Origin of the sequence: Blastococcus colisei (assembly GCF_006717095.1) — a bacterium.
Classification (GTDB): Bacteria; Actinomycetota; Actinomycetes; order Mycobacteriales; family Geodermatophilaceae; genus Blastococcus_B; species Blastococcus_B colisei.
Map to the genome: position 1 here is coordinate 1287249 of NZ_VFQE01000001.1, position 24059 is coordinate 1311307.

At 73.4% G+C, this 24059-nt stretch carries 29 protein-coding genes; 21 read left to right on the forward strand and 8 right to left on the reverse strand.

Annotation, left to right across the window (positions count from 1 at the left end; all coding sequences use genetic code 11):
• Positions 1 to 21 precede the first annotated feature (21 nt).
• From FHU33_RS06150 to FHU33_RS06200, 11 genes are all read left to right on the forward strand, one after another.
• On the forward strand, positions 22 to 771 hold the full coding sequence (locus FHU33_RS06150) for a LuxR C-terminal-related transcriptional regulator (protein WP_246063326.1): 750 nt from the start codon (positions 22 to 24) through the stop codon (positions 769 to 771).
• A gap of 117 nt (positions 772 to 888) precedes the next feature.
• On the forward strand, positions 889 to 1665 hold the full coding sequence (locus tag FHU33_RS06155; RefSeq protein ID WP_142024549.1) for a ribonuclease HII: 777 nt from the start codon (positions 889 to 891) through the stop codon (positions 1663 to 1665).
• Positions 1662 to 1982 carry a DUF2469 domain-containing protein gene (locus FHU33_RS06160; protein WP_092196408.1) on the forward strand — a complete coding sequence of 107 codons (321 nt, stop codon included), beginning with the start codon at positions 1662 to 1664 and terminating at the stop codon, positions 1980 to 1982. The genes FHU33_RS06155 and FHU33_RS06160 overlap by 4 nt, the downstream gene beginning before the upstream one ends.
• A 167-nt stretch (positions 1983 to 2149) precedes the next feature.
• The gene (locus FHU33_RS06165; protein ID WP_142024550.1) at positions 2150 to 2842 is read left to right on the forward strand and encodes a calcium-binding protein; all 693 of its coding nucleotides are present in this window, start codon (positions 2150 to 2152) and stop codon (positions 2840 to 2842) included.
• Between the two features lie 101 nt (positions 2843 to 2943).
• A complete protein-coding gene (locus tag FHU33_RS06170; RefSeq protein ID WP_142024551.1) occupies positions 2944 to 3303 on the forward strand; it encodes a YraN family protein in 360 nt (119 codons plus the stop codon).
• A complete protein-coding gene (locus FHU33_RS06175; protein ID WP_142024552.1) occupies positions 3300 to 4820 on the forward strand; it encodes a YifB family Mg chelatase-like AAA ATPase in 1521 nt (506 codons plus the stop codon). Before FHU33_RS06170 ends, FHU33_RS06175 begins: the two co-directional genes overlap by 4 nt.
• Entirely contained in the window at positions 4817 to 6070 is a 1254-nt protein-coding gene (gene dprA / locus FHU33_RS06180; RefSeq protein WP_142024553.1) for a DNA-processing protein DprA, read from the forward strand. Before FHU33_RS06175 ends, dprA begins: the two co-directional genes overlap by 4 nt.
• Before the next feature lie 32 nt (positions 6071 to 6102).
• Positions 6103 to 7038 carry a tyrosine recombinase XerC gene (locus FHU33_RS06185; RefSeq protein ID WP_142024554.1) on the forward strand — a complete coding sequence of 312 codons (936 nt, stop codon included), beginning with the start codon at positions 6103 to 6105 and terminating at the stop codon, positions 7036 to 7038.
• A 92-nt stretch (positions 7039 to 7130) separates the two neighbouring features.
• Positions 7131 to 7943: an RNA polymerase sigma factor WhiG gene (gene whiG / locus FHU33_RS06190; protein WP_142024555.1), complete on the forward strand. Its 813-nt coding sequence runs from the start codon at positions 7131 to 7133 to the stop codon at positions 7941 to 7943.
• Between the two features lie 131 nt (positions 7944 to 8074).
• Positions 8075 to 8452, forward strand: coding sequence for an ArsR/SmtB family transcription factor (locus FHU33_RS06195; RefSeq protein ID WP_211355224.1), 378 nt, complete (start codon positions 8075 to 8077; stop codon positions 8450 to 8452).
• On the forward strand, positions 8449 to 9189 hold the full coding sequence (locus tag FHU33_RS06200) for a cation diffusion facilitator family transporter (protein ID WP_142024556.1): 741 nt from the start codon (positions 8449 to 8451) through the stop codon (positions 9187 to 9189). Before FHU33_RS06195 ends, FHU33_RS06200 begins: the two co-directional genes overlap by 4 nt.
• A gap of 56 nt (positions 9190 to 9245) precedes the next feature.
• On the opposite strand, the gene FHU33_RS06205 is transcribed toward FHU33_RS06200, so the two are convergent.
• A complete protein-coding gene (locus FHU33_RS06205) occupies positions 9246 to 9704 on the reverse strand; it encodes a DUF4262 domain-containing protein (RefSeq protein WP_142024557.1) in 459 nt (152 codons plus the stop codon).
• A 123-nt stretch (positions 9705 to 9827) separates the two neighbouring features.
• Between FHU33_RS06205 and FHU33_RS24840 the strand changes: the two genes are divergently transcribed.
• Positions 9828 to 9968: a hypothetical protein gene (locus tag FHU33_RS24840; protein ID WP_170182335.1), complete on the forward strand. Its 141-nt coding sequence runs from the start codon at positions 9828 to 9830 to the stop codon at positions 9966 to 9968.
• Positions 9965 to 10567 carry a GNAT family N-acetyltransferase gene (locus FHU33_RS06210; RefSeq protein WP_142024558.1) on the forward strand — a complete coding sequence of 201 codons (603 nt, stop codon included), beginning with the start codon at positions 9965 to 9967 and terminating at the stop codon, positions 10565 to 10567. Before FHU33_RS24840 ends, FHU33_RS06210 begins: the two co-directional genes overlap by 4 nt.
• Here the strand turns inward: FHU33_RS06210 and FHU33_RS06215 are convergent.
• Positions 10557 to 11078 (reverse strand): M23 family metallopeptidase, encoded by a 522-nt coding sequence (locus FHU33_RS06215; RefSeq protein ID WP_142024559.1) that lies wholly within the window; start codon positions 11076 to 11078, stop codon positions 10557 to 10559. The genes FHU33_RS06210 and FHU33_RS06215 overlap by 11 nt on opposite strands.
• Positions 11079 to 11376: 298 nt before the next feature.
• Between FHU33_RS06215 and rpsB the strand changes: the two genes are divergently transcribed.
• The 5 genes from rpsB to FHU33_RS06240 all read left to right on the forward strand — a co-directional run bounded on the left by rpsB (position 11377) and on the right by FHU33_RS06240 (position 16036).
• A complete protein-coding gene (gene rpsB / locus FHU33_RS06220; protein WP_142024560.1) occupies positions 11377 to 12321 on the forward strand; it encodes a 30S ribosomal protein S2 in 945 nt (314 codons plus the stop codon).
• 92 nt (positions 12322 to 12413) lie between these two features.
• Positions 12414 to 13229: a translation elongation factor Ts gene (tsf, locus tag FHU33_RS06225; RefSeq protein WP_142024561.1), complete on the forward strand. Its 816-nt coding sequence runs from the start codon at positions 12414 to 12416 to the stop codon at positions 13227 to 13229.
• A 162-nt stretch (positions 13230 to 13391) separates the two neighbouring features.
• Complete coding sequence (pyrH, locus tag FHU33_RS06230) at positions 13392 to 14162, forward strand: UMP kinase (protein WP_425456760.1); 771 nt, start codon at positions 13392 to 13394, stop codon at positions 14160 to 14162.
• 86 nt (positions 14163 to 14248) lie between these two features.
• Positions 14249 to 14806, forward strand: a complete 558-nt coding sequence (gene frr, locus FHU33_RS06235) for a ribosome recycling factor (protein WP_142024562.1) — start codon at positions 14249 to 14251, stop codon at positions 14804 to 14806.
• 21 nt (positions 14807 to 14827) lie between these two features.
• A complete protein-coding gene (locus FHU33_RS06240) occupies positions 14828 to 16036 on the forward strand; it encodes a phosphatidate cytidylyltransferase (RefSeq protein WP_142024563.1) in 1209 nt (402 codons plus the stop codon).
• A 172-nt stretch (positions 16037 to 16208) separates the two neighbouring features.
• Here the strand turns inward: FHU33_RS06240 and FHU33_RS06245 are convergent, their stop codons facing one another.
• From FHU33_RS06245 to FHU33_RS06260, 4 genes are read right to left on the reverse strand one after another with little or no spacing between them, the layout of a single operon-like run.
• On the reverse strand, positions 16209 to 17321 hold the full coding sequence (locus FHU33_RS06245) for a GNAT family N-acetyltransferase (protein WP_142026994.1): 1113 nt from the start codon (positions 17319 to 17321) through the stop codon (positions 16209 to 16211).
• Positions 17318 to 18094, reverse strand: coding sequence for a polyphosphate kinase 2 family protein (locus tag FHU33_RS06250; RefSeq protein ID WP_142024564.1), 777 nt, complete (start codon positions 18092 to 18094; stop codon positions 17318 to 17320). The genes FHU33_RS06245 and FHU33_RS06250 overlap by 4 nt, the downstream gene beginning before the upstream one ends.
• Positions 18091 to 18792, reverse strand: coding sequence for a response regulator (locus FHU33_RS06255; protein WP_142024565.1), 702 nt, complete (start codon positions 18790 to 18792; stop codon positions 18091 to 18093). The genes FHU33_RS06250 and FHU33_RS06255 overlap by 4 nt, the downstream gene beginning before the upstream one ends.
• The gene (locus FHU33_RS06260; RefSeq protein WP_170182336.1) at positions 18789 to 19928 is read right to left on the reverse strand and encodes a sensor histidine kinase; all 1140 of its coding nucleotides are present in this window, start codon (positions 19926 to 19928) and stop codon (positions 18789 to 18791) included. The genes FHU33_RS06255 and FHU33_RS06260 overlap by 4 nt, the downstream gene beginning before the upstream one ends.
• Before the next feature lie 140 nt (positions 19929 to 20068).
• On the opposite strand from FHU33_RS06260, the gene FHU33_RS06265 reads away from it, so the two are divergent.
• Positions 20069 to 20458: a hypothetical protein gene (locus tag FHU33_RS06265; RefSeq protein WP_142024567.1), complete on the forward strand. Its 390-nt coding sequence runs from the start codon at positions 20069 to 20071 to the stop codon at positions 20456 to 20458.
• A gap of 78 nt (positions 20459 to 20536) precedes the next feature.
• Here the strand turns inward: FHU33_RS06265 and FHU33_RS06270 are convergent, their stop codons facing one another.
• On the reverse strand, positions 20537 to 21178 hold the full coding sequence (locus FHU33_RS06270) for a TrmH family RNA methyltransferase (RefSeq protein WP_142024568.1): 642 nt from the start codon (positions 21176 to 21178) through the stop codon (positions 20537 to 20539).
• 33 nt (positions 21179 to 21211) lie between these two features.
• Here FHU33_RS06270 and rlmN point away from each other — a divergent pair, with 33 nt between their 5' ends.
• Together rlmN and FHU33_RS06280 are read left to right on the forward strand one after the other, a co-directional pair.
• Positions 21212 to 22387 carry a dual-specificity RNA methyltransferase RlmN gene (rlmN, locus tag FHU33_RS06275; RefSeq protein ID WP_142024569.1) on the forward strand — a complete coding sequence of 392 codons (1176 nt, stop codon included), beginning with the start codon at positions 21212 to 21214 and terminating at the stop codon, positions 22385 to 22387.
• Positions 22384 to 23097, forward strand: a complete 714-nt coding sequence (locus FHU33_RS06280) for a VIT1/CCC1 transporter family protein (RefSeq protein WP_142024570.1) — start codon at positions 22384 to 22386, stop codon at positions 23095 to 23097. Before rlmN ends, FHU33_RS06280 begins: the two co-directional genes overlap by 4 nt.
• A 4-nt stretch (positions 23098 to 23101) precedes the next feature.
• Here FHU33_RS06280 and FHU33_RS06285 read toward each other — a convergent pair whose 3' ends face one another.
• Entirely contained in the window at positions 23102 to 23995 is an 894-nt protein-coding gene (locus tag FHU33_RS06285) for an LCP family protein (protein WP_246063328.1), read from the reverse strand.
• Positions 23996 to 24059: the final 64 nt, after the last annotated feature.

Genomic DNA, 24059 nt, shown 5'->3' on the forward strand with positions numbered 1-24059 from the left:
GGAGTCGAAACGGAGTCAGTTGTGTCTGCACCTATGGCGAGCAACGCCCGCGGGGTCACCCGCGTGCTCCTCCTCGCTGACGCGCCCGTCCTGCGTCGCGGTCTGGTCAGCATGATCAACGAGACGGCCGGCATGCAATCGGTGGGTACGCCCGGCGAACTGCGCCGCGCCCTCACGCTGGTCGAGTCGGCCCGTCCCGACGCCGTCGTCGTCGAGCTCGGCTCCGGCCGCGCCGCGACCCTCAACGCCTGCCGCGACCTGCGGCGCCGCTTCCCCCGTGTCGCGATCGTGGCACTGGCCACGTCCGAGGACCCGGCGATCGTGAACGAGGCGATCGCCGCGGGCATCCGTGGCTACCTGATGATCAACACCTCGCCGACGCTGCTCGGCTGGGCGATCCTGGCCGCTCGTGCGGGCCGGACGGTCGTCGACCCGCAGATCCGCCGGGTCGAGCCGTCGGCCGTGCCGGCCGCCAAGCCCTTCACGCCGGAGGTGCCCCTGACCCGGCGCGAGTCCGACGTGCTCGACGAGCTGCTGCTGGGCCAGTCCAACCGGCAGATCGGGCGGAACCTCTTCATCAGCGAGGACACCGTCAAGTCCCACGTCAAGGCCATCCTGCGCAAGCTGGGTGCCCGCGACCGGGCGCACGCGGTCTCCCTGGTGCTGTCCAACCGGCAGCCCGGCTGCACCTGTGGTGCCCACGGCCTGTCCTCCGCCGCCCCGGCGGAGGCCGAGGTGTCCAGCCCCGACATGGGGCTCGCCGAGCTCTGACTCCACGGCGCTTCCTCCGGCAGAACGGGCCGGCCCCATCCGGGGGCGGCCCGTTCTGCCGTTCCGGCGGTGTCCGGTCGTCGTGCGCCGGTCGAGCCGTCGTACTGTCGGAGCGCGATGGCCTCCCGATCCACCCACTCCACGTCGAGCCCGGCCGTGCGTGTCCGGCGCACGATCGCCGAGGAGGACCGCCCCGACTCGCTCTGGGACATGGAGCGTTCCCTGCGCCGTCGCGGGTTCGAGGTCGTCGCCGGCGCCGACGAGGCGGGTCGCGGGGCCTGTGCCGGTCCGCTCGTGGCCGCCGCATGCGTCCTCCCGTCCGGCCGTCGGGGCCGGGTCCCCGGCCTCGCCGACTCCAAGCTCCTCACCGCGGCCGTGCGGGAACGGGTCTACGCCGAGGTCGTCGACCGGGCACTGGCCTGGTCGGTGGTCGTCATCCCCGTCGACGAGCTGGACGCCCGCGGCATGCACGTCACCAACATTGAGGCGCTGCGGCGGGCCGTCAGCGCACTGGACCCCTCGCCGGACTACGTCCTCACCGACGGCTTTCCCGTGCCCGGCATGGCCAGGCCGGGCCTGGCGGTGTGGAAGGGGGACCGGGTGGCCGCGTGCGTCGCCGCGGCCTCGGTGCTGGCGAAGGTCACCCGGGACGGGATGATGCTCGAGCTGCACGAGAAGTGGCCGCAGTACGACTTCGCGGGCCACAAGGGCTACATCACCGACGTGCACAGCGCCGCCCTGGAGCGGCACGGCCCCTGTCCCGAGCACCGGATGCGGTTCGTCAACGTCCGCAGCGCGCGTGACTCGTACGCCGCGCGGGCGGCCCAGCTGACCGGCTCCGGTGGGATGGTCGATGATGGGGCCATGAGTCCAGTGCCCGGAGAGGTTCGATGAGCACCGAGGATCTCGAGAAGTACGAGACCGAGATGGAGCTGCAGCTCTATCGCGAGTACCGGGACATCGTCCGCCAGTTCACCTACGTGGTGGAGACCGAGCGGCGGTTCTACCTGGCCAACTCGGTCGACCTCCAGGTCCGCGAGGCCGGCGGAGAGGTCTACTTCGAGCTGAAGCTGTCCGACGCCTGGGTCTGGGACATGTACCGGCCCGCGCGCTTCGTGCGGAACGTGCGGGTGCTGACATTCAAGGACGTCAACGTCGAGGAGCTCGACAAGCCCGACCTCGAGCTGCCGGAGAACCCGCGGATCACCTGAGCGGCCTCGACGGCGTTGGTCACGTGCTGGAGCGGTCCGACTGCACGGTGTGGTCCTCATCCGCGTGCCCCGGGGCGCCGGCGTCATCCGTGGAGGATCCGATTGTCGGAGCTACACGAGGCTCCCTAGCGTCCGGGCACTGCGCCCGCCCGCCGAAGGGAAATCCCATGCGCGCATCACGAGTCCTGCTCAGCGTCACCGTCATCGCCGCGCCCCTGCTGGTCGTGACACCGGCGACGGCCGCGCCGCCGGAGATCCCGGCGGACTGCGCGGTGCCGCCGGACATCGACCTCAGCGAGTACAACGTGATCATCGGGACCAACCGCTCCGAGGTCATCCAGGGCACCAGCGGACCTGACGCCATCTGCGCCCGGCTGGGCGACGACGTGATCCACGCGGGATCCGGGAACGACCTGATCCTCGGCGACACGTCGACCTTCTTCGGCAACGTCGGAGCTGCCGGCGGCCACGACGTGATCGACGCCGGCTCCGGGGACGACGAGGTGCTGTCCGGCCCCGGGAACGACCGGGTGTCCGGTGGGTCCGGCAACGACTTCCTCGCGCTGGCCGTCGGCAACGACGTCGGATCCGGTGGATCCGGCGACGACGCCATTCAGGGGGGCTTCGGTCGGGACGAGATCGATGCCGGCTCAGGGAACGATTTCGTCGCGGGCGGCTTCGACGCCGATGTGCTCCTGGGCGGCTCGGGAAGCGACTTCCTCGCGGGCGAGTTGGCGCCCGACTCGCCGCCTCCGCCGCCGGGAGTGCAGGTGCCCGGGCCCGCGCGCGACGTCTGCCAGGGTGGCAGCGGAACCGATACCGGAGTCGACTGCGACGTCCGCACCTCCGTCGAGGCATGACCGCCGCGGATTCCTGACCGGGGTAGTCCACAGGGCGATCCGCTCTCCACAGATCCGGTGGCCTCCTGTCCGGGGGCCACCGGACCGGCCAGGGTCGATCCGTGTCCACCACTACCGACCTCGGCCTCCGTGGCGAGCGGATCGCCGCTGCCTTCCTGAGCGACCTCGGGTTCCTCGTCATCGACCGCAACTGGCGCTGTCGCGAGGGCGAGCTCGACCTCGTCGCCCGTGAGCACGACGCCCTGGTCTTCTGCGAGGTGAAGACAAGGCGGGGGGTCGGCTACGGCCATCCCGTCGAGGCGGTCACCTCGGCGAAGCAGCGGCGGCTGCGCACGCTGGCCCACCGCTGGCTGGCCGCCCACGACGAGCACGCGCCCGAACTGCGCTTCGACGTCGTGGGAGTCCTGGTCCGTCCTTCCCGTCCGGCGCTCGTCACGCACATCCGGGCGGCCTTCCTGTGACCCTCGCCCGCACCTGGTCGGTCGGCCTGGCAGGCGTGCACGGCGCCATGGTCGAGGTCGAGGTCGACATGGCCAACGGCGTGCCGCACGTCGCGCTCGTCGGCCTGCCGGACGCGGTGGTGCGTCAGTCGGTGGACCGCGTGCGCGCCGCGGTCGTGAACGCAGGTGCGAGCTTTCCGCAGCGGCGGATCACGATCGGCCTCTCGCCGGCCTCGATGCCGAAGCAGGGGAGCGGCTTCGACCTGGCCCTGGCCGCGGCGGTTCTCGCGGCGTCCGGGACGGTGTCGCCGGAGTCCGTCGACCGGCTGGTCCTCCTGGGCGAACTGGGGCTGGACGGATCGGTGCGCGGCATCCGCGGGGTGCTGCCCGCGGTTCTGGCGGCGGCCCGGGCCGGCCACGCCCAGGTGGTCGTCCCCGCCGCCAACGCCGAGGAAGCCGCGCTGGTCGACAGCGTCGAGGTGCTCGCGGCGCGCACGCTCGGGGAGGTCCTCGCCCACCTGGCCGGGCGCACGCGGCTGAGTCCGCACGTCCGGGGGCCGCTGCCCGAGCCTCCACTCCCACCCGACCTCGGCGACGTCGTCGGCCAGGCGGCGGGGCGGCGGGCCGTCGAGGTAGCGGCCGCGGGCGGGCACCACCTGCTCCTCGCCGGCCCACCGGGAGCGGGCAAGACCATGCTCGCGGAACGCCTGCCCGGCCTCCTGCCGCCGCTGGACGAGCAGGCCGCGCTGGAGGTGACGGCCATCCACTCCGTGGCGGGCACGCTGCCGCCAGGGGCGCCGCTGGTCACCCGGCCGACGTTCGAGGCGCCCCACCACTCCGCCACCATGGCTGCCCTCATCGGCGGCGGCTCGGGCCAGATCCGGCCCGGCGCGGTCTGCCGGGCCCATCGCGGCGTCCTCTTCCTGGACGAGGCACCCGAGTTCCCTCGCGCGGTGCTCGACACGCTGCGGCAGCCGCTCGAGCGCGGCCAGGTGACGATCCAGCGCGCGGCCGGATCGGCCACGTTCCCCTGCCGGGCCCAGCTGGTGCTGGCTGCCAATCCCTGTCCTTGCGCGAGCGCCGCCGGCGACACCGCCTGCACCTGCAGTCCGCTGGAGCGGCGGCGCTACCGGTCCCGTCTGTCGGGGCCGTTGCTGGACCGGATCGATCTGCGGGTCGACCTGCCACCGGTCACGAGGGCCGCGTGGCTGGACGGGCTGGAGGCGCCGGAGACGACGGCCGAGGTGGCCCGGCGGGTGGCCGCCGCACGGGGCGCGGCGGGGGAGCGGCTGACGGGCACCGGCTTCACGGTCAACAGCCAGGTCCCCGGGCGGCTGCTGCGGGAGCGGTGGGCGGTGCCGCGCTCCTCCCTCGGGCTGGTCGAGCGGGCCCTGGAGCGGGGGGCACTGTCGGTCCGCGGGTTCGACCGGGTCCTGCGCGTGGCATGGACGTTGTGCGACCTGGCCGGACGCGCCGTGCCCGGTCCCGACGAGGTGGCCGAGGCCCTCGGCATGCGCCTGCAGCGGGTGGCGGCATGAGCCTCGACGAGGATCTCGAGGAGGCCGCGGCTGCCGGGGTCGGCCTGCCCGCCGGTCTGGGCCTGCGCCGGGCCCGTGCCTGGCTGAGCCGGGCCGTCGAGCCCGGCACGATCGACTTCTGGCGCTACGTCGAGGACGTCGGCCCGGTGGAGGCCGTCCGCCGGCTGCGTTCGGGCCGGGCGCCGGAGCGGATCCGGTCGCTGGTCGGGGCCCGGGCGGAGCAGGACGCGACCCTGGCCGACCTGACGCGGGCCGAGCGCTGCGGCGCCCGGCTCGTGGTCCCCGAGGACGACGAGTGGCCGGCGCTGCCGCTGCACGCGCTCACCCTGGCGGTGAGCGCCGAGCCACGGGAGCCGGCGAACCAGTCCGACCGCACCAAGGCCCCCGTACCGCCGCTCGCGCTGTGGGTGCGCGGACCGGCGCGGCTGGACGAGCTGGTCGACCGGTCGGTGGCGATCGTGGGGTCGCGGGCATCGACCGCGTACGGCGAGCACGTGGCCGCCGAGCTGGGGCACCAGCTCGGCGAGCGTGCGTGGACCGTCGTCTCGGGCGGGGCCTTCGGCATCGATGCCGCGGCCCATCGGGGGGCCTTGGCAGCCGGAGCGCCGACCCTGGCCGTCCTGGCCTGCGGCGTCGACCGGCCCTATCCCGCGGCCCACGGCGCGCTCTTCCACCGCATCGCCGAGACCGGGCTCCTGGTCAGCGAATGGCCGCCGGGCTGCGCGCCACTGCGCCACCGCTTCCTCGTCCGCAACCGGCTGATCGCCGCGCTGACGAGGGGAACCGTCGTCGTGGAGGCCGCCGCGCGCTCCGGTGCCCAGGCGACGGCACGTCGCGCCCAGGACCTCGGCCGTCAGGTCCTGGTCGTGCCCGGCCCCGTCACGAGCGCGATGAGTGTGGGGTGCCATGAGCTGCTGCGCGACGAGAACCTCCAGGCGGTCCTGGTGACCTCTGCAGCACAGGTCGTCCAGGCTGTCGGGCGGATCGGCGACGACCTCGCCCCGCCGGTGGTGGGACCCACGTCGCTCCGGGACGGGCTCGGTGACCTGGCGGCCCGCGTCCTGGACGCCTGCCCGGTCCGCGCCGGCGCGAGCCCCGAGCGGCTGGCCGCCATCGCCGGCTGCGACGTCCTCGAGGTCCTGAGAGTGCTGCCGGTCCTGGAACTGGCCGACCTCGTGGAGTGGACCGGCACCGGGTGGCGGGTGGCGCCACCGTCCGGGCGGAAGGGAGGTCCCGGCGCGGCGGCTTGACGGTCGGGGGAGCGCCGTCGGACGGTTCCCGGGTGGCCGCGGGGACAGCAGACGTGCGGGCGGCGCTGCCGTCAGCGCTGGCCGCTGCCCTGGAAGGGTACGAGGACCACCTGCGCACCCAGCGTGACCTGTCCGACCACACCGTTCGCGGCTACGTGACGGACGCGGTCGGTCTGCTGGACCACCTCTCCCGGCGCGGAGGCGCGCAGGCACACGACCTCGACCTCGCCACGCTGCGCAGCTGGCTGGCCCAGGGCCGCACCCGGGGGCACACCCGCGCGACGATCGCCCGACACGCGGCGTCCGCCCGGTCGTTCACGGCCTGGCTGCGTCGTGCCGGGCTCACGCCGGAGGACGCCGGCCTGCGGCTGGTCAGCCCGAAGGCGCACCGCACGCTGCCCGGGGTGCTCGCCCCGGACCAGGCGCGCGCGGTCGTCGAGTCGACCTCCGGCGCCGACGAGCCGATCGGGCTGCGCGACGCGGTGGTGCTGGAGCTGCTCTACGCGAGCGGAATCCGGGTCAGCGAGCTCGTCGGCCTCGACGTCGACGACGTGGACCGCGGTCGACGGCTGCTCCGCGTCCTCGGGAAGGGGAGCAAGGAGCGCAGCGTGCCCTACGGCGTCCCGGCCGAGTGCGCCCTGGACGCCTGGCTGACCCGTGGCCGGCCTGCGCTGGCCACGCCCGACTCTGGGCCGGCCCTGCTGCTGGGCGCGCGCGGCCGCCGGCTCGATCCCCGCGAGGTCCGGCGGACCGTCCACGCAGCCGTCGCCGGCACGGACGGAGCGCCCGACATCGGACCGCACGGCCTGCGGCACTCCGCGGCCACCCATGTGCTGGAGGGCGGCGCCGACCTGCGCTCGGTCCAGGAGTTGCTCGGCCACGCTAGCCTCGCGACGACCCAGATCTACACGCACGTGACGGTCGAGCGGCTCCGTGCGGTCCATGCGCAAGCGCATCCCCGCGCCTGAGAGGGTGGCCGCCTGCCGATACGAAACGGCAGTGGCTGCAACGGGGCAGGACCACAGGGCAGGACCGACCACCAGTACCGAGGAGCGCGACCGTGCCTGAGGCGACCATCCACCGGCTGGACGAGTACGACGATTCCCACGATGACGCGGACGCCTTGCTGGCCCAGCTGTGGGCCGACTACGTCGCCGACCGTGACCCCGGGCTGCGGGACCGGCTGATCCTCCACTACGCGCCCCTGGTGAAGTACGTCGCCGGCCGGGTGGGCAGCGGCCTGCCCGCGCACGTCGAGCAGGCCGACCTGGTCTCCTACGGCACCTTCGGTCTCATCGACGCGATCACCCGCTTCGAGCCCACCCGCGAGGTCAAGTTCGAGAGCTACGCGATGGCGCGGATCCGCGGCGCGATCATCGACGAGCTGCGCAACACCGACTGGATCCCGCGGTCGGTGCGCATGAAGGCCCGCCAGTTCGAGCGCACCGTCGCCGAGCTCGAGGCCAGGCTGCACCGCACCCCGACCGATGAAGAGGTCGCGGCCGAGATGGACATGGACGTCGAGGACATCCGCAAGTTCCTCGGCCAGCTGTCCCTGGTCAACGTGGTCGCCCTCGACGAGCTGCTCACCGACGACGACGGCGGCGGCTCGCCGCGTCTCGGCGACACCCTCCAGGACTCCAGTGCCCTCGACCCGCAGGCCATGGCCGAGCACGGCGAGGCTCGCCAGCTGCTCGCCCGCGCCGTCGAGCAGCTGCCCGAGCGCGAGAAGGTCGTCGTCAGCCTCTACTACTTCGAGGGGCTCACGCTGGCCGACATCGGGCGGGTGCTGGGCGTGACCGAGAGTCGCATCTGCCAGCTGCACACCAAGGCCGTGCTGCACCTGCGCACCAAGCTCGCCGACATCGCCTGACACCGGGACGGTCGACTCCCCATCTTCCGCCTCCGGGCAGTTCGCTCGTCGCCATCGGCGGCGCCGTGCGGTCTCGGCGTCGATTCGCCATCAGAAGTATCGGCAGTTGTGGCTATCATCGCCGCGTGGCGATGCAGATGTCCGAACCCCAGCGTGCCGCGGAACCGGCGGTGAACGAGTCCGCCGCGCTGTCCGCGGCGGCGTGCATGTTCCGCAGCCTCGGCGATCCCGCCCGCCTGGCGATCCTGCGGCACCTCGCACTGGGCGAGCACAAGGTCGCCGACCTCACGTCCCACCTCGGGCTGGCGCAGTCCACGGTCTCGGCGCACCTGGCGTGCCTGCGCGACTGCGGCCTGGCCGTCTCCCGCCCGCAGGGTCGCGCGTCGATGTGGTCGTTGGCCACCGCCCCCGAACTGCTCGACCTGCTCGCTGCTGCCGAGCGGCTGCTCGCGGTCACCGGCGACGCCGTCGCCCTCTGCCCGGCCTACGGCGAGGCGGCCGGCCGATGATCGCCACCCACGCGCACCCCGGTCTGACGGCGGCCCAGCGCACCCGGCTGGGCCGCCGCGCCCGGCTGCTGGCCGGTGCGTCCGTCACCTACAACGTCGTCGAGGCGATCATCGCGGTCGCCGCCGGTGTCGCCGCGGGATCGGTCGCCCTGATCGGATTCGGCCTCGACTCGGTCGTCGAGGTCTCCAGCGGGTTGATCATCCTGTGGCAGTTCCGGCACCGGCTGCCTGAGTCCCGGGAGCGGCAGGCGCTGCGGCTCATGGCGCTCTCGTTCTTCGCCCTCGCCGCCTACGTGACCGTGGAATCCCTCCGGGCACTCTTCCTCGGCGGTGACCCCGAGCCCTCGCCGGTCGGCATCGCACTCGCGACCGCCTCGCTGCTCGTCATGCCGTTCCTGTCCTGGGCGCAGCGGCGCACCGGCCGTGCTCTCGGCTCCTCCGCGGTCGTAGCCGACTCCACCCAGACGCTGCTGTGCACCTATCTGTCAGCGGTGCTGCTCGTCGGCCTGCTGCTCAACGCGACACTGGGGTGGGGCTGGGCGGATCCGATCGCCGGCCTGATCATCGCCGCCGTCGCGGTCCGGGAGGGCGTCGAGGCGTGGCGCGGCGAGGGCTGCTACCCACCCGGCCCCAGCGGCGACATCAGCGCCGTCGAGAAGGCGTGCGGCTGCTGCGCGCCCGCTGCGACCGCAGGGCCGCAGACCGTCGCGCCGGGCCGGCCCCCAGCCGCCCGCTGATGGTGCCCGAACGCGGAGTCCGGGTCACCGCCTGACCGCGAGGGGTGGCAGCCGGCTCACGGCACCTGACCGAGCAGCGGCTGCACGCCGGGGGCGTTCCGGTACCCGGGCTGCCACGGCAGGCGGCCGGTGGAGTCCGGCCAGACCAGTTGCAGAGCCTCGACCGAGCCGTAGACGTCCCGCGCCGACGCCAGGCCGCCGGTGTCCTCGACCCGGAGGAAGACCACGGGGCCGTCCTCGTCGGTGAACTCTCCGGTGCGCTGTCCGGGGCGGTAGGAGCCACCCGCGCGGACCTGCTCGGCGACGGCGTTCAGGAAGTCCTGGGCGACCGGGGCCGGCAGCCCCAGCACCACGATCTCGGGATGGCCGGCCGCGGTGAGCCCGACGGTGTAGGACGACGGCGTCCCCGTCGACCTTCTCGGTACGCGGACGTGCTCCACCGCCCAGCCGAAGCGTTCGATGAGGAGCCGCAGGTCGGCGTGGGGCTCGGAGCTGCGCGAGCGACGCCATCCCATCGGCCGACCATAGCGACGCCCCGAGGAGCAGGTGCGAGGAAAGCAGGGGCGTGCCGCATCGGCGCACGGAGCCCGCCGACATCGCCCGACGACATGCCCGGCTTCGCCCGATAGCGTCGGGTCGTGCCCACGTCGGATCTCGCGCGCATGATCGGGGCCGGGCTGGCCGGCCGGGTCGCAGAGGCCCGGGCTCGCGCGGCGGCGCTGCCCGTCGTGCCGGCGCTGTGCGCCGAACCCATCCGTCGGGAGGAGCGGGAAGCGTGACCGGCCTGGTCGCGAGATCGCTCGACGCCACGACGTGGCCGGACGTCGCCCGCCTCGTGGAGAGCCACAACGGCGTGTGGGGCGGCTGCTGGTGCATGGCCTTCCACCCCCAGCGCGAGGGCGGACCGAAGACCGCCGCCGACAACCGCAGGGACAAGGAGTCGCTGGTCCGCGAAGGCCAGGCGCACGCGGCACTGGTGTACGACGGCGCCGACTGCGTCGGCTGGTGCCAGTTCGGCCCCACGGACGAGTTGCCCCGGATCAAGCACCGCAAGGCCTACACGGCCGGACCGAGCACCCTTCCGGACTGGCGCATCACCTGCTTCTTCGTCGACCGCGGGGACCGGCGCCGCGGCGTCGCGTCGGCGGCACTCGACGGGGCCCTGCAGGAGATCGCGCGACTCGGCGGTGGACTCGTGGAGAGCTACCCCGAGGACGTCGAGGGCCGGAAGGTCTCCAGCTCCTTCCTGCACAACAGCACCGTCTCGTTGTTCGAGCGACACGGGTTCGAGCGCACCCGACGGATCGGCAAGGACCGCTGGGTCGTGGCCCGGCTCGTCCTCCAGTCGGCGCTCGGCGCCGGGCTGGTCAGCCCATAGGCAGGAGACGCACGCGCGGCGGCCGCAGCAGCGTCAACGGGTCGAGGTAGGTCCCGCCGCGACGCAGCCCCCAGTGCAGGCAGGCCTGGACCGGGCACCCGGCGTGGCCGATGGCCAAGGTCCCGATGGGAGAGCCCCGGCTGACGGGCTGGCCGGCCGCGATGGACGGGTCGACCGGCTCGTACGTCGTCCGGAGTCCGCCCGCGTGGTCGATGCTCACCACCGGGCGGCCGGCCACCATGCCCGCGAAGACCACCACGCCGTCGCCGGCCGCGAGCACCGGAGCGTGCGGCGGGCCGTGCAGGTCGACCCCACGGTGACCGGCGGCGTAGGGATGGGGGAGTCGGTCGAAGGGGCGGGTCACCGTCAGGTCGCCGTCCAGCGGTGGTCCCCACGCACTGCCGGCCACGGAGAGGGCGCGCGCCACGGCTACCGGCTCGGCCGCCGCGGATGCCGGCAGCACGGCGAGGCCGACGCAGAGCAGGAGGAGGGCCAGAGCGCGGGAGGGCATGGGGCACGCTGGCTCGGAGCCCGCCGTCGGAGGGTGGTCCGGACGCATCTGTGGACGGCCGCCACCGCTGGGGAGAGCAGCGCCCGGCCTCGCGTATGCTGTCCGGTGCGACCCGAACCGATGGGTCGACTTCGCGCGTCCTCTTCCCGCCGCATTCGGCGGGGCAGTCGCCACCTCGGTCCCGACGGGCAACCGCCGGGGATGTGGCGCGGCCGGACGCCAGGGCGGTGCACCACCCGGTGCCCGCGACGAACCGAGACGAGCGCGGCTCCGGCCGCGCGGACACAGAGAGGCTGCAATGGCAGTCGTCAGCATGAAGCAGCTGCTCGACAGCGGCGTGCACTTCGGGCACCAGACCCGCCGCTGGAACCCGAAGATGAAGCGGTTCATCTTCACCGAGCGCAACGGCATCTACATCATCGACCTGCAGCAGACGCTCGGGTACATCGACAACGCCTACGAGTTCGTCAAGCAGACGGTCGCCCACGGCGGCTCGATCCTGTTCGTCGGCACCAAGCGCCAGGCGCAGGAAGTCGTCGCCGAGCAGGCCACCCGCGTCGGCATGCCCTACGTCAACCAGCGCTGGCTGGGCGGCATGCTCACCAACTTCCAGACCGTGCACAAGCGCCTGCAGCGCCTCAAGGAGCTCGAGGACCTCGAGCAGACCGGCGCGCTGGTCAGCCTCTCCAAGAAGGAGCAGCTGGTCCTCAGCCGCGAGAAGGGCAAGCTGGAGCGCAGCCTCGGCGGTATCCGCGACATGCAGAAGGTGCCCAGCGCCGTCTGGATCGTGGACACCAAGAAGGAGCACATCGCCGTCGGCGAGGCCCGCAAGCTCAACATCCCGGTGGTGGCGATCCTCGACACCAACTGCGACCCCGACGAGGTCGACTACAAGATCCCGGGTAACGACGACGCGATCCGCAGCATCACCGTGCTGACCCGCGTCATCGCCGACGCCGTCGCCGAGGGCCTCATGGCCCGCTCCGCGGCGCAGGCCGACGCAGGGCGTGGCGAGGCCGCCGAGCCCGCCGTCGGTGCCGGCGAGCCGCTGGCCGACTGGGAGCGCGAGCTCCTGACCGGTGGCGACGCCGCTGCGGCCCCCGCCGCGGACGCGACCGCCACCCCGCTGCCCGAGACCCCGGCCGAGCCGCCCGCGGTCACTGCGGAGGAGGTCGCCCCGGTCGAGGGCGTCCCCGCCACCGGCGACACGAGCACCGGCACCCAGGGCGCTCAGAACGGCTGATGTCCGGCGCCGTCCCCGCGTAGCGGGGGCGGCGCCCCGGCACGTCCGCACCACGTCTTTTCGCACCACCCCCAGACCACAGAGGAAGTGACATGGCTGAGTTCACCGCAGCCGACGTCAAGCGTCTCCGCGACGCCACCGGCGCCGGCATGATGGACTGCAAGAAGGCGCTCACCGAGGCCGACGGCGACTACGACAAGGCCGTCGAGCTGCTGCGCGTCAAGGGCGCCAAGGACGTCGGCAAGCGCCTCGAGCGCTCCACCACGAACGGGGTCGTCGTCAGCAAGGACGGCGCACTGCTCGAGCTCGACTGCGAGACCGACTTCGTCGCCAAGAACGCCGACTTCGTGAAGCTCGCCGACCGTCTGCTCGACATCGTCCTGGCCCAGAAGCCGGCCGACGTCGACGCGCTGCTCGCCACGGACGTCGACGGCCAGACCGTCGCCGCCCTGGTCGAGTCCGAGTCCGCCCGCATCGGCGAGAAGCTCGTGCTCAGCCGGTTCGCCGTCTTCGAGGGCACCACCGCGACCTACCTGCACAAGCGGGCCACCGACCTGCCCCCGGCCATCGGTGTCGCGGTGCAGTACAGCGGCGGTTCCGAGGAGGCCGCGCGCAGCCTGGCGATGCACATCGCCGCCGCACGCCCACGCTTCCTCACCCGCGAGGAGGTCTCCGCCGAGGCGGTCGAGACCGAGCGTCGCGTCGCCGAGCAGACGGCCAAGGAGGAGGGCAAGCCCGAGCAGGCGATCACCAAGATCGTCGAGGGTCGGGTCAACGCCTTCTACAAGGACTTCGTCCTGCTCGAGCAGCCGTCGATCACCGAGCCCAAGCGCACGGTGAAGCAGATCGTCGACGAGGTCGGCATGACCGTCGAGCGGTTCGCCCGCTTCGAGGTCGGCCAGGCCTGAGCAGAAGGACCACCCTTCCCCCCACGCCCCGCAGGCTCGGCGCGGGACCCTGAAGGGTGGCCGCTCCAGCATGTCGCGTTCGGCCCCGCTCCCGTCCCGGGAGCGGGGCCGTTCGTCCATGCGGCAGGATCAGACAACTGAAGTCGAGCAAGGGATGACGCGTTGACCGACACCACACCTCCGCTGTCCGCTCCCACCGCCTTCCAGCCGGCTGACGGCAGCGGCTATCAGCGGGTGCTGCTCAAGCTCTCCGGCGAGACCTTCGGCGGGGGGAATGTCGGCGTCGACGCCGACATCGTCCGCGGCATCGCCGAGCAGCTGGCCGAGGTCGTCGCCAAGGGCACCCAGGTCGCGGTGGTCATGGGCGGGGGCAACTTCTTCCGTGGCGCGGAGCTCAGCCTGGCCGGCATGGACCGCACCAAGGCCGACTACATGGGCATGCTCGGCACGGTCATGAACTGCCTGGCCCTGCAGGACTTCTGCGAGAAGGCCGGCCTGGAGACCCGCGTGCAGTCCGCGATCACGATGGGCCAGGTGGCCGAGCCCTACATCCCGCGCAAGGCGATCCGGCACCTCGAGAAGGGCCGGCTGGTCATCTTCGGGGCCGGAGCCGGCATGCCCTACTTCTCCACCGACACCGTGGCCGCCCAGCGCGCCCTGGAGATCGAGTGCCAGGTGCTGCTCATGGGCAAGAACGGTGTCGACGGCGTCTACGACGACGACCCGCGCACCAACCCCGACGCCATCATGTACGACGACCTGGACTACGCGACGGTGCTGGCCAAGCAGCTCAAGGTCGCCGACGCCACGGCGATCAGCCTCTGCATGGACAACCAGATGCCCATCGTCGTGTTCAACCTGCTGCGTGACGGCAACATCGCCAGAGCGACCGCAGGTGAGAGGATCGGCACGCTGATCAGCCAGCCCGCGTGAGCGTGGACTGACCGGGCAGCACGCAAGGACGACAACCAGTTGAGCCGACGGCCGCTCGAGCCGGGCCGCCGATGGAGGGAAGACCCGTGATCGACGACACCCTGCTCGATGCCGAGGAGCGGATGGACAAGGCCCTGTCCGTCGCCCGCGAGGACCTCGGCTCGGTGCGCACCGGCCGGGCGGCACCCTCGATGTTCAACAAGATCATGGTCGACTACTACGGCGCCTACACCCCGGTGCCGCAGATGGCGTCGATCACCGTGCCCGAGGCGCGCATGGCCGTCATCAAGCCCTACGACATGAGCCAGCTGTCGGCCATCGAGAAGGCCATTCGCGACAGCGACCTCGGCGTGAACCCCACCAACGACGGCCAGATCCTCCGCGTGGTCTTCCCGCAGCTCACCGAGGAGCGGCGCCGCGACCTGGTGAAGCAGGCACGCGCCAAGGGCGAGGACGCCAAGGTCGCGATCCGCAACATCCGCCGCCGGGCCAAGGACGAGCTCGACCGCATCGCCAAGGACGGCGAGGCCGGCGAGGACGACGTGCGCCGCGCGGAGAAGGAGCTCGACCACCTCACCGAGCAGCACGTCCACGGCATCGACGAGGCGATGAAGAACAAGGAGACCGAGCTGCTCGAGGTCTGACCCCGACGGCCCCGTCCGCCCATGACGACCCCCTCCGCCGCCGACCGTCCCGGGAGCTCCGGGCCGGGCACCGAGCCGTTGCCCCGCTACGGCTCGGGAGCGGCGCAGTCGTCGGGCACCCTCGGTCGCTCCGGCCCCGCCTGGTCACACCGCCCGGGGCGGAACGAACGCCCGGGGCGAGACGAGCGCCCGGGGCGAGACGAGCGCCCGGAGCGGAACGAACGCCCGGAGCGGAACGAACGCCCAGGGCGGAACGACCGGGAGGACGACGACACCGGCCCGGTGCCGATCGTCGGTGACCGCCCCGCCCCGCCGCCGCGGCCCGCCGACGACCTTCCCGCGTCGACCGACCAGCCCACGTCGACGGCGATGCCGTCACCGCTCGAGGTGGGTGAGCTGGCCACGACCGAGCGACCCGCCGGGGGCCGTGCCGGGCGCGACCTGCGTGCCGCGATCGGCGTGGGGGTCGGCCTGGTCGCCGTCATCGTGGCGTCGCTCTTCGTCTGGCGCCCCGCCTTCCTGGCAGTCCTCGTCACCGCGATCCTGGTCGCGGTCGTGGAGCTCACCCGGGCGCTCGGTGCCGGCCGGTTCAGTCCGCCGCTGGTCCCGCTCCTCCTCGGGACGCTCGTCATGGAGGGCCTGGCCTGGAGCCGGGGGCCCACCGGGCTGGTCGTCGGGTTCCTGCTCACCGCGCTCGCCGTGGTGCTCTGGCGGCTGGGCCACGGGCCGGCCGGGTACCTGAAGGACGCCGCCTCCGGTGTCCTGGTCGCGCTCTACGTGCCACTGCTGGCGGGTTTCGCCGTCCTGCTCCTGGTGCCGGACGACGGTGCCGTGCGGGTGCTGGCGTTCATCGCCACCGTCATCGCCAGCGACGTCGGGGGCTACGCTGCGGGGGTCCTCTTCGGCAAGCACGCCATGGCGCCATCGATAAGCCCGAAGAAGTCCTGGGAAGGCATGGCCGGGTCGGTGGTGGCCTGCATGCTCATGGCCACGCCCTTCGTCGTGCTGTGGCTGGGCGGACCGTGGTGGAGCGGCCTGGTCTTCGGTGCCGCGCTGGCCGTGTCGTCCACCGTCGGCGACCTGGGAGAGTCGCTGATCAAGCGCGACCTCGGCATCAAGGACATGGGCAATCTGCTGCCCGGCCACGGCGGGATCATGGACCGCCTGGACTCCCTGTTGCCCTCGGCCGCGGTGGCCTACCTGCTGCTGTCCCTCCTCGCGCCGGTCTGAGAAAGGACCCCGCTGCCCCCCCACCGGCCCTCTGCAGGGTCCCGCCGCGAGCGGGCGAGCGGTGGGGGCAGGGGGTGTATCTCCCTGCAGCGGGGCCGCTCCAGCACGTCACCGGGCTCGGGGCGGTGCCCTGGACGGGGGCCGTGCCGACACGGGCCTACGGCGCGGTCCATCAGGCCGGGCGGCTGAGGGACCACGAGACGCCCACCGTCTCGAAGCCCCGCCGGGCGTACCAGTGCCGCGGCCAGTCGTCGGCCGCGGCCTCCAGCACCACGAGGTCGCAGCCGGCCCGGCCCGCCAGGTCCAGCGAGCGGGCGAGGACGGCGTCGGCGTAGCCGCGGCCCCGGACCGCGGGGTCGGTCATCACCGACTCCACCGCGGCCGTGGCGCCGTCGACGCGCAGCTGACCGGCGGCCACCACCCGGCCTCCCTCGCGGACCACCACGTCGCTGACCGCGACCACCCGGTCGTTGAGCTGCTCGCGGCCGATCAGCTGCGCCACGACGCGGTCCAGGTCCGGGCCGAGGTCGGCCAGACCCCTTCGCCACGACCGGTCCCAGAGTTCGCGGACCTCGCCCTGGTCGACCACCTCGGCGCGCTCCGCACCGGGCAGGCCATCCGGCCGCCGGGCCATGAGCAGCAGCTCCTCGGCCTCCCAACCCCGCCGGGTCAGTTCCCCGGCGACGTCGGCCGCCCCGGGCCACAGCATCTGCGCCGCCTGGTGCGGCCAGCCGGCGTTCCCGGCCACCTCGCCGGCCGCGGCCTCGATGGTGCCGGCGTCCACCGGCTCGGTGAGGACCAGCCGGTTGTTGTCCCGGGAGTGCGGGAAGTCGGGGTCCAGGACGGCGACGCCACCCGGGACGTCACCCACGCCGACCGCCCTGCGCACCGGCAGGGACGCGTAGAACGCCACGGTCCGGCCGAGGACGTCGTCCGGGGCAGGCAGCACCGGCGCGACCGGCGGGCGGTAGGGGACGACGGCCACCACGGCGCTCACCGGCAGCGGGCCGTAGAGGTGCGGGAAGAGCCGACCGTCCGGGTCGGCCGGCACGCCGGGCTCCGTCCGCACCGGGTCGGTCAGCCGGGCCGGATCGACGACCAGCAGCACCAGGTCCCGGCGGCCCGGGTACAGGGCCTGGGCGGGGAGATGCACCTGCTCGGGGGTGGACAGGTGCACGAATCCGACGGACTCCAGCGAGGGCGGGCGGACCGCGCCCTCGGACAGGGCGGTCCGCCAGTGCCGCGGCTCGATGAGGTGGACGAACAGGGCGGGGCCTCCGGTCAGCTGTCGACGGTCGCCAGCGGGGGATCGGCGTCGATGCCCCGGGCGCGCAGGGCGGCTTCGATCGCCTCGCAGACGGTGCGCACCACCGCGACGCGGGCCCACCGCTTGTCCTCCGCCGCGATGACGTGCCAGCGGCCGCAGGGGTGGTCGGTCCGCTCGAGCATCTCCGCGACGGCGGCCTCGTAGGCGCCGCGCTTCTCCCGGTTGCGCCAGTCCTCCTCGGTGAGCTTCCACGCCTTGTACGGGTCGCCCCTGCGGGACTCGAACCGGCGGAGCTGCTCCTCGGGCGAGAGGTGCATCCAGAACTTGACCAGGATCGTGCCCTCGGCGGCCAGCGTCGTCTCCAGGTCCACGATCTCGGCGTAGGCCCGCTGCCATGCCTCCTCGGAGGCGAAGCCCTCGACCCGCTCCACGAGCACCCGGCCGTACCAGGTGCGGTCCAGGACGGCCATGCCTCCCCAGCCGGGGAGGACCGGCCAGAACCGCCAGAGGAAGTGGTGCCGCTTCTCGTCGAACGTCGGGGCGGCGAACTGGGCGACCCGGACGTGCCTCGGGTCCAGCTCGCCGACCAGGCGCTTGATGGCCCCGCCCTTGCCCGAGGCGTCCCATCCCTCGAAGAGCACGCACAGCGGCGGTCCCAGCTCACCCGGGCCGATCTGGCCGCCGAGCAGCAGGCGCAGGTGGACCAGCCGGTCCTGGGCCTCCTCGAGCTGCCGCTGGGCCTCCTTCTTCGGGAGGCTGACGGAGAGGTCGACGTCGGCGAGACGGCTCATGGGCAGAGCCTGGCAGGCCGCGCTCGACGCTGCGCGCGGACGCCGGCCACCAGCCCCGACTCGTGGGCCAGCACGATCGCGTGGGCGCGGTCCCGGAGGTCGAGCTTGGCGAGGATGTGCCGCACGTGGCTCTTCACCGTCGCCGGCGAGATGAACAGCTCTTCGGCTATCTCGGCATTCGACCGGCCGGCGCCGATCAGGGCCAGCACGTCGCGCTCGCGCCCGCTCAACGGACGCAGTCGTTCCGAGGCCGGCGGGACCGGCGGGCGGCTCACGAAGGAGGCCACCAGCCGGGCGACGACCGACGGAGCCAACGGCATGTCACCGGCCGCGGCCGCCCGCACTGCGGCGACGATCCGCTCACCGCCGGCGTCCTTGAGCAGGTAACCGGTCGCACCGACCTGCAGCGCCCGGAAGGTGTGCTCCTCGCCCTCGAAGGTGGTGAGGACGACGACGCGTGACCGGACCCCGGCGGCGACGATCCGCCGGGTCGCCTCGACGCCGTCCATCCTGGGCATGCGCAGGTCCATGAGCACGACGTCCGGTTGCCGTTCCAGCACGAGCGGCACCGCCTCGGCGCCGTCCACGGCCTCGCCGACGACGTCGATGCCGGCCAGCTCCAGGATCAGCCGCAGCCCGTCGCGTACCAGCGCCTGGTCGTCGACGAGGACCACCGTGACCGGTGCCGCGCCGGTCACGGGGCGGCCCGCACCCCGAGCGGGAGCCGGGCGCTCACCGCGAAACCGTCCACGGTCGGGCCCGCCTCGAGTTCGCCCCCGTGCATGCGCACCCGCTCGTGCATCCCCGCCAGGCCGTGCCCGCCGCCGGGCGTCCGCCCCTGCCCGCCGCCGCTGCTGACCACCTCGACGCAGACTGCGCCGGCGTCCACGTCGACCCGCACGCGGACCGCCGAGCCGGGCGCGTGCCGCCGGGCATTCGTCAGGGACTCCTGGACGACCCGGTAGACCGCGACCTGCACGCTCTGCGGAACGGGCACCTGGGGCGGCCGCAGGTCGAGCACCACGTCGGTGTCGGTCGAGCGGGTCCGTTCCACGAGAGCCGGCAGGTCGGTGAGTCCGGGCTGGGGCCGCAGGTCGTCGTCCTCCTCGGCGGCGCGGAGCATGCCGACCACCCGCCGCATCTCGTCGAGCGCCTCGGCCGCCGACCGCCGGATCGCGGCCACGGGCGCGGCCGCCCGTTCCGGTGCCTTGGCCAGGGCCGCCGCGGCGGCATCGGCCTGCAGCGCGATCACGGTCACCTCGTGCCCGATGACGTCGTGCAGTTCGCGGGCGATCCGAGCACGCTCCTCGGCGGCCGCGGCACGCTCGGCGGCGGTCCGCTCCTGCACGAGCTGCTCGGTGAGCTCCTCCAGCCGGGCGTTCTGCGCTCGCTGGTGGGCCACGAGGCGGCCCGCCGCGGCAGGGCCGGCGACGGCGAGCACCGAGCCGATCGCGGCCTGCCAGATCTCCGGCCCGAGCAGCGTGACGACGACGCCGACGGTCACCCCCACCGCGGTGACCACGACGACCCGCCACGGTCGGGGTTCGTACGCGCCGAGCGAGTAGTAGAGGACGGCCGCGATCACGTAGCCGAGGAGCAGGTAGCCCTCGGGCGTCGGGATGATCCACACCGCCGTCATGGCCAGCGCCGCGGCGGCGGGGGCGGTGCGGCGCCACGCGATGGGAACCGTGCAGCCCAGCGCGACGACCACCGACACGACCGGGCCGGCGATCGGGGCGACCGCGATCTGCGCCGCGGACACGGCGAGGAAGGCAGCCGCGAGCACGACGTCGGACCAGATCGGCAGGGCCGGACGGCGCCGCGACTCGTCCACGAGCCGGAGCGTAGGGCGCTGCGCGCGTCCTGCCATCAGCCCGTGGGCTGATCGCAGGAACAGCCCCGCGGTCGATGCAGCCGAGGGCCCGTTCTCCCTAGCGTTCCTCGCGCCGCTCCGGCCCCGTCCAGGAGGAGATCATGACCACCACCGCTGTTCGCCCCCCGATCCGGCGCGACGCCGTGCTGCACGGCACTCGGGTCCTGCTCGCCCTCTTCGGTGCCGTCAAGCTCTACGGCACCGCGTACTTCACGTTCTTCGCCACAGCCGAGCAGGGCGGCGACCCCCAGGGGGGCGTGGACTGGTCGGTCGCGGCGTGGTCGACCGCGCTGGCCGTGGCCTACCTCGTCGGCGCCGCCCGGCTCGGCCGCGATCGTCGGGTCATCCGCTGGCTCGGCGGCGTGCTGCTCGTCGACCTCGTCTTCGGGCTGGTGAAGCTCACTGCGTACGACGAGGTGGAGGCGCTCGGGTTCATGGCCGTCGACCTGGTGATCCTCGGCCTGCTCGCCGTCATCGCCCGGAGGCGCTGACGCCCCATCCGCTCCGGCAGTAGTGCGCGGATGCGCACTTCCGAGTCCTGGAGGTGCGCATCCGCGCACCCTGTCGGCCTACACCGCGTGTTGTCGGATCCACGCGTGCATGGCGATGCCCGCAGCCACCCCCGCGTTGATCGACCGGGTGGAGCCGTACTGGGCGATGGAGAGCACCCCGTCCGCGGCGTCACGGGCCTCCTGCGACAGGCCGGTGCCCTCCTGCCCGAACAGCAGCACGCAGGCCCTCGGCAGCCCGGCCGTCTCCAGCGGCCGGGCTCCCGGCAGGTTGTCGACGGCCAGGAGCGGCAGGTCCGCCGTCCGGGCCCAGGCGACCAGCTCAGCGACGTCGGGGTGGTGCCGGACGTGCTGATATCTGTCGGTCACCATCGCGCCGCGCCGGTTCCAGCGCTTCTTCCCGACGACGTGCACGGCCTCGGCGAGGAACGCGTTCGCCGTCCGGACGACGGTGCCGATGTTCAGGTCGTGCCGCCAGTTCTCGATGGCCACGTGGAAGGGGTGCCGGCGGGTGTCGAGGTCTGCCACGATCGCCTCGACGGTCCAGTACCGGTAGCGGTCGACGACGTTGCGCCGGTCGCCGTGCTCGAGGAGTTCGGGGTCGAACCGGGGATCGTTGGGCCACGATCCGCTCCACGGGCCCACCCCGACCGAGTCGAGGACGGCCTCCGGCGGGGTGAGGTCCGTCTCGGGCTTCGTCACCCGGCGCACGGTAGTGGGACCATGGGCGACGCCATGACTGCCCTCCCCCTCGTCTTCGACGCCCCCCGCCGGGGGATCCCCCCGCGCCACCTCGCCGACCTCACCCGCGAGGAGGCCCGCGCGGCGGTCGCCGAGCTCGGGCAGCCGGCCTTCCGGGCCGACCAGCTGGCCCGGCACTTCTACCGCGGCGTGGCGGACCCGGCGCAGATGACCGACCTCCCGGCCGACGCCCGGGAGGCGCTCGCCGAGGCGCTGCTGCCCGGCTTGCTGACCGTCGTCCGGCACCAGACCGCCGACAACGGGCGCACCCGCAAGACCCTGTGGCGGCTGCACGACGGCGCGCTCGTCGAGAGCGTGCTGATGCGCTATCCCGACCGGGCGACCGTCTGCATCTCCAGCCAGGCCGGGTGCGGCATGGCCTGCCCGTTCTGCGCCACCGGCCAGCAGGGACTCACCCGCAACCTGTCCGCCGCCGAGATCATCGGGCAGGCGGTCGCCGCGGCCGCGGCGATGGCCAACGGCGAGCTCGACGGCGGCCCGGGGCGGCTGTCCAACGTCGTCTTCATGGGCATGGGCGAGCCGCTGGCCAATTACCCGCGTGTCCGGAAGACCCTGGACGCGCTGCTCACCCCCGCCCCGCACGGGCTCGGCCTGTCCCAGCGCTCGGTGACGGTGTCGACCGTCGGGCTGGTACCGGCGATCCGGCGGCTCACCGAGGAAGGGCGCAACGTCACGCTGGCGGTCAGCCTGCACGCCCCCGACGACGAGCTGCGCGACACCCTGGTGCCGATCAACACCCGCTGGAAGGTCGGCGAGGTCATCGACGCCGCCGACGCCTACGCGCGGAAGACCGGCCGCCGGTATTCGGTGGAGTACGCGCTGATCCGCGACGTCAACGACCAGCCGTTCCGGGCGGACCTCCTGGGCAGGCTGTTGGCCGGGAAGCTCGCGCACGTGAACCTCATCCCGCTGAACCCGACCCCGGGCAGCCCCTGGGACGCCAGCCCGCTGCCCGCGCAGCGCGAGTTCGTCGCCCGGCTGCGCGCCGCCGGCGTCGCGACGACGGTCCGGGACACCCGCGGGCAGGACATCGACGGCGCCTGCGGCCAGCTCGCCGCCGCGGACCAGGTGGCAGGCGTCCCGAGTGTCGCCGTGCCGGTGCCGTCGGTGGAGCCGCCGGTGGAGCTGGGCGCCGAGGGCGACGAGTGACCGCCGCTCCGGAGGCCGAGGCGCACGAGCACAGCCACGCCGACGTCTCCGGTGGCTGGTTGCGGGCCGCCGTCTTCGGGGCCATGGACGGCCTGGTCACGAACACCGCGCTGGTGGCCGGCGTCGGGGGTGGCGGCGGCACGCCGCGCGCCATCGTGCTGGCCGGGACGGCCAGCATGGTCGCCGGGGCGATCTCCATGGCGCTGGGCGAGTACACGTCGGTGAAGACGCAGAACGAGCAGCTCGACCTCGAGGTGGAGAAGGAGCGCCGCGAGCTCGAGCGCAACCCCCAGGGAGAGCTCGCGGAGCTGGTCGAGATGCTGCGCGTGCGGGGTGTCGACGATCAGCTGGCACGCAAGGTCGCCGTCCAGCTCTCCCGCGATCCGGAGACGGCGTTGCGGCTGCACGTCGTCGCCGAGCTGGGGCTCAGCCCGGAGGACAAGCCGTCCCCGATGACGGCGGCGGTCTCCTCGTTCCTCACCTTCGCGGCCGGTGCCCTGCTGCCGCTGCTGCCCTACCTGCTCGGCTTCTCCGTGCTGTGGGCCGCGCTGCTGCTCGGCGGTCTCGGCCTCCTGGCGGCCGGTGCGCTGTCCTCGCGATTCACCCCGCGCCCGTGGTGGTTCGCCGGCCTCCGCCAGATGCTGTTCGGCGCCTTGGCAGCGGGCGTCACGTACGCGATCGGCTCCTTGATCGGCGTCACCATCGCTTGAGCGGTCACCCGGCGCATGACATGCCGGCAGCCTCCACCGCGGCGTGGGTCTCGGGGGTGGCGAACCGCGTGACCGTGCCCCCGACGGGCTCGCCGACGGGCAGCACGACCGGGCGGCCCAGATCGGCGCGGAGCAGGGAACCGAGGTCCGCCAGCCCGGTGTGGCGGTCCATCGTGAGGGCGGCCGACGCCGACCACGCGAGCGCATGGGCACGCCAGGGCGAGGCCGCCGAGCGGCGCACGGTGTCGGTCAGTGCCCCGAGCACCGTTCCCGCCATCGCAGCGCGCCCGTCGGGGTCCACGGTGGCAGGCGTCCACGCCCCGTCGACCAGTTCTTCGGGATGGCGGGACCGCACCATGGCCAGTGCCGTGCGCCCATCGACGTGCTGGCGGCCGGCGGACGGCAGTTCCAGTCCGGCCTGGGGGTCGCGCACGGGTGCCGGGACGTCGACCTCGAGCCCCCCGGCTGCGTCCACCACCGCCGCGAAGCCCCCGAGGTCCACGGTGACGAGGTGGTCGGTCGGGATGCCGATGCCGCAGAGCGCGTCCACCGTGGACTGAGGACCGTCCAGCCAGCTCAGCGCCAGCCGGCCCGGCGTCGCGGCCCCGGCGACGACGAGGTCGCGGGGGACCGAGAGCATCGTCGTTCCGGAGGCGGCGACGTGCACGACGAGGATGACGTCGGCGCGACTACCGGGCACCTGGGCCGTCGTCCCGAAGTCACGGGATGTGGTGCCGGCGGGAAGGTGTGCGCGGAAGTCCAGGCCGACGAGGACCCACGTCGTCCCCGGCCCGTCGGGCAGCACGACGTCCAGCCGGTCCACCCGTCCGGCCAGGACCGCCAGTTCGGCGGCGCCGAGACCGAGCACCACGGAGAGGACCGCGAGGGTCAATCCCACCCGGCGGAGCAGCCGGTTGCGCCGGGCATGCGACGGACGCAGGCCGGGCGATGCCCGACCTGCG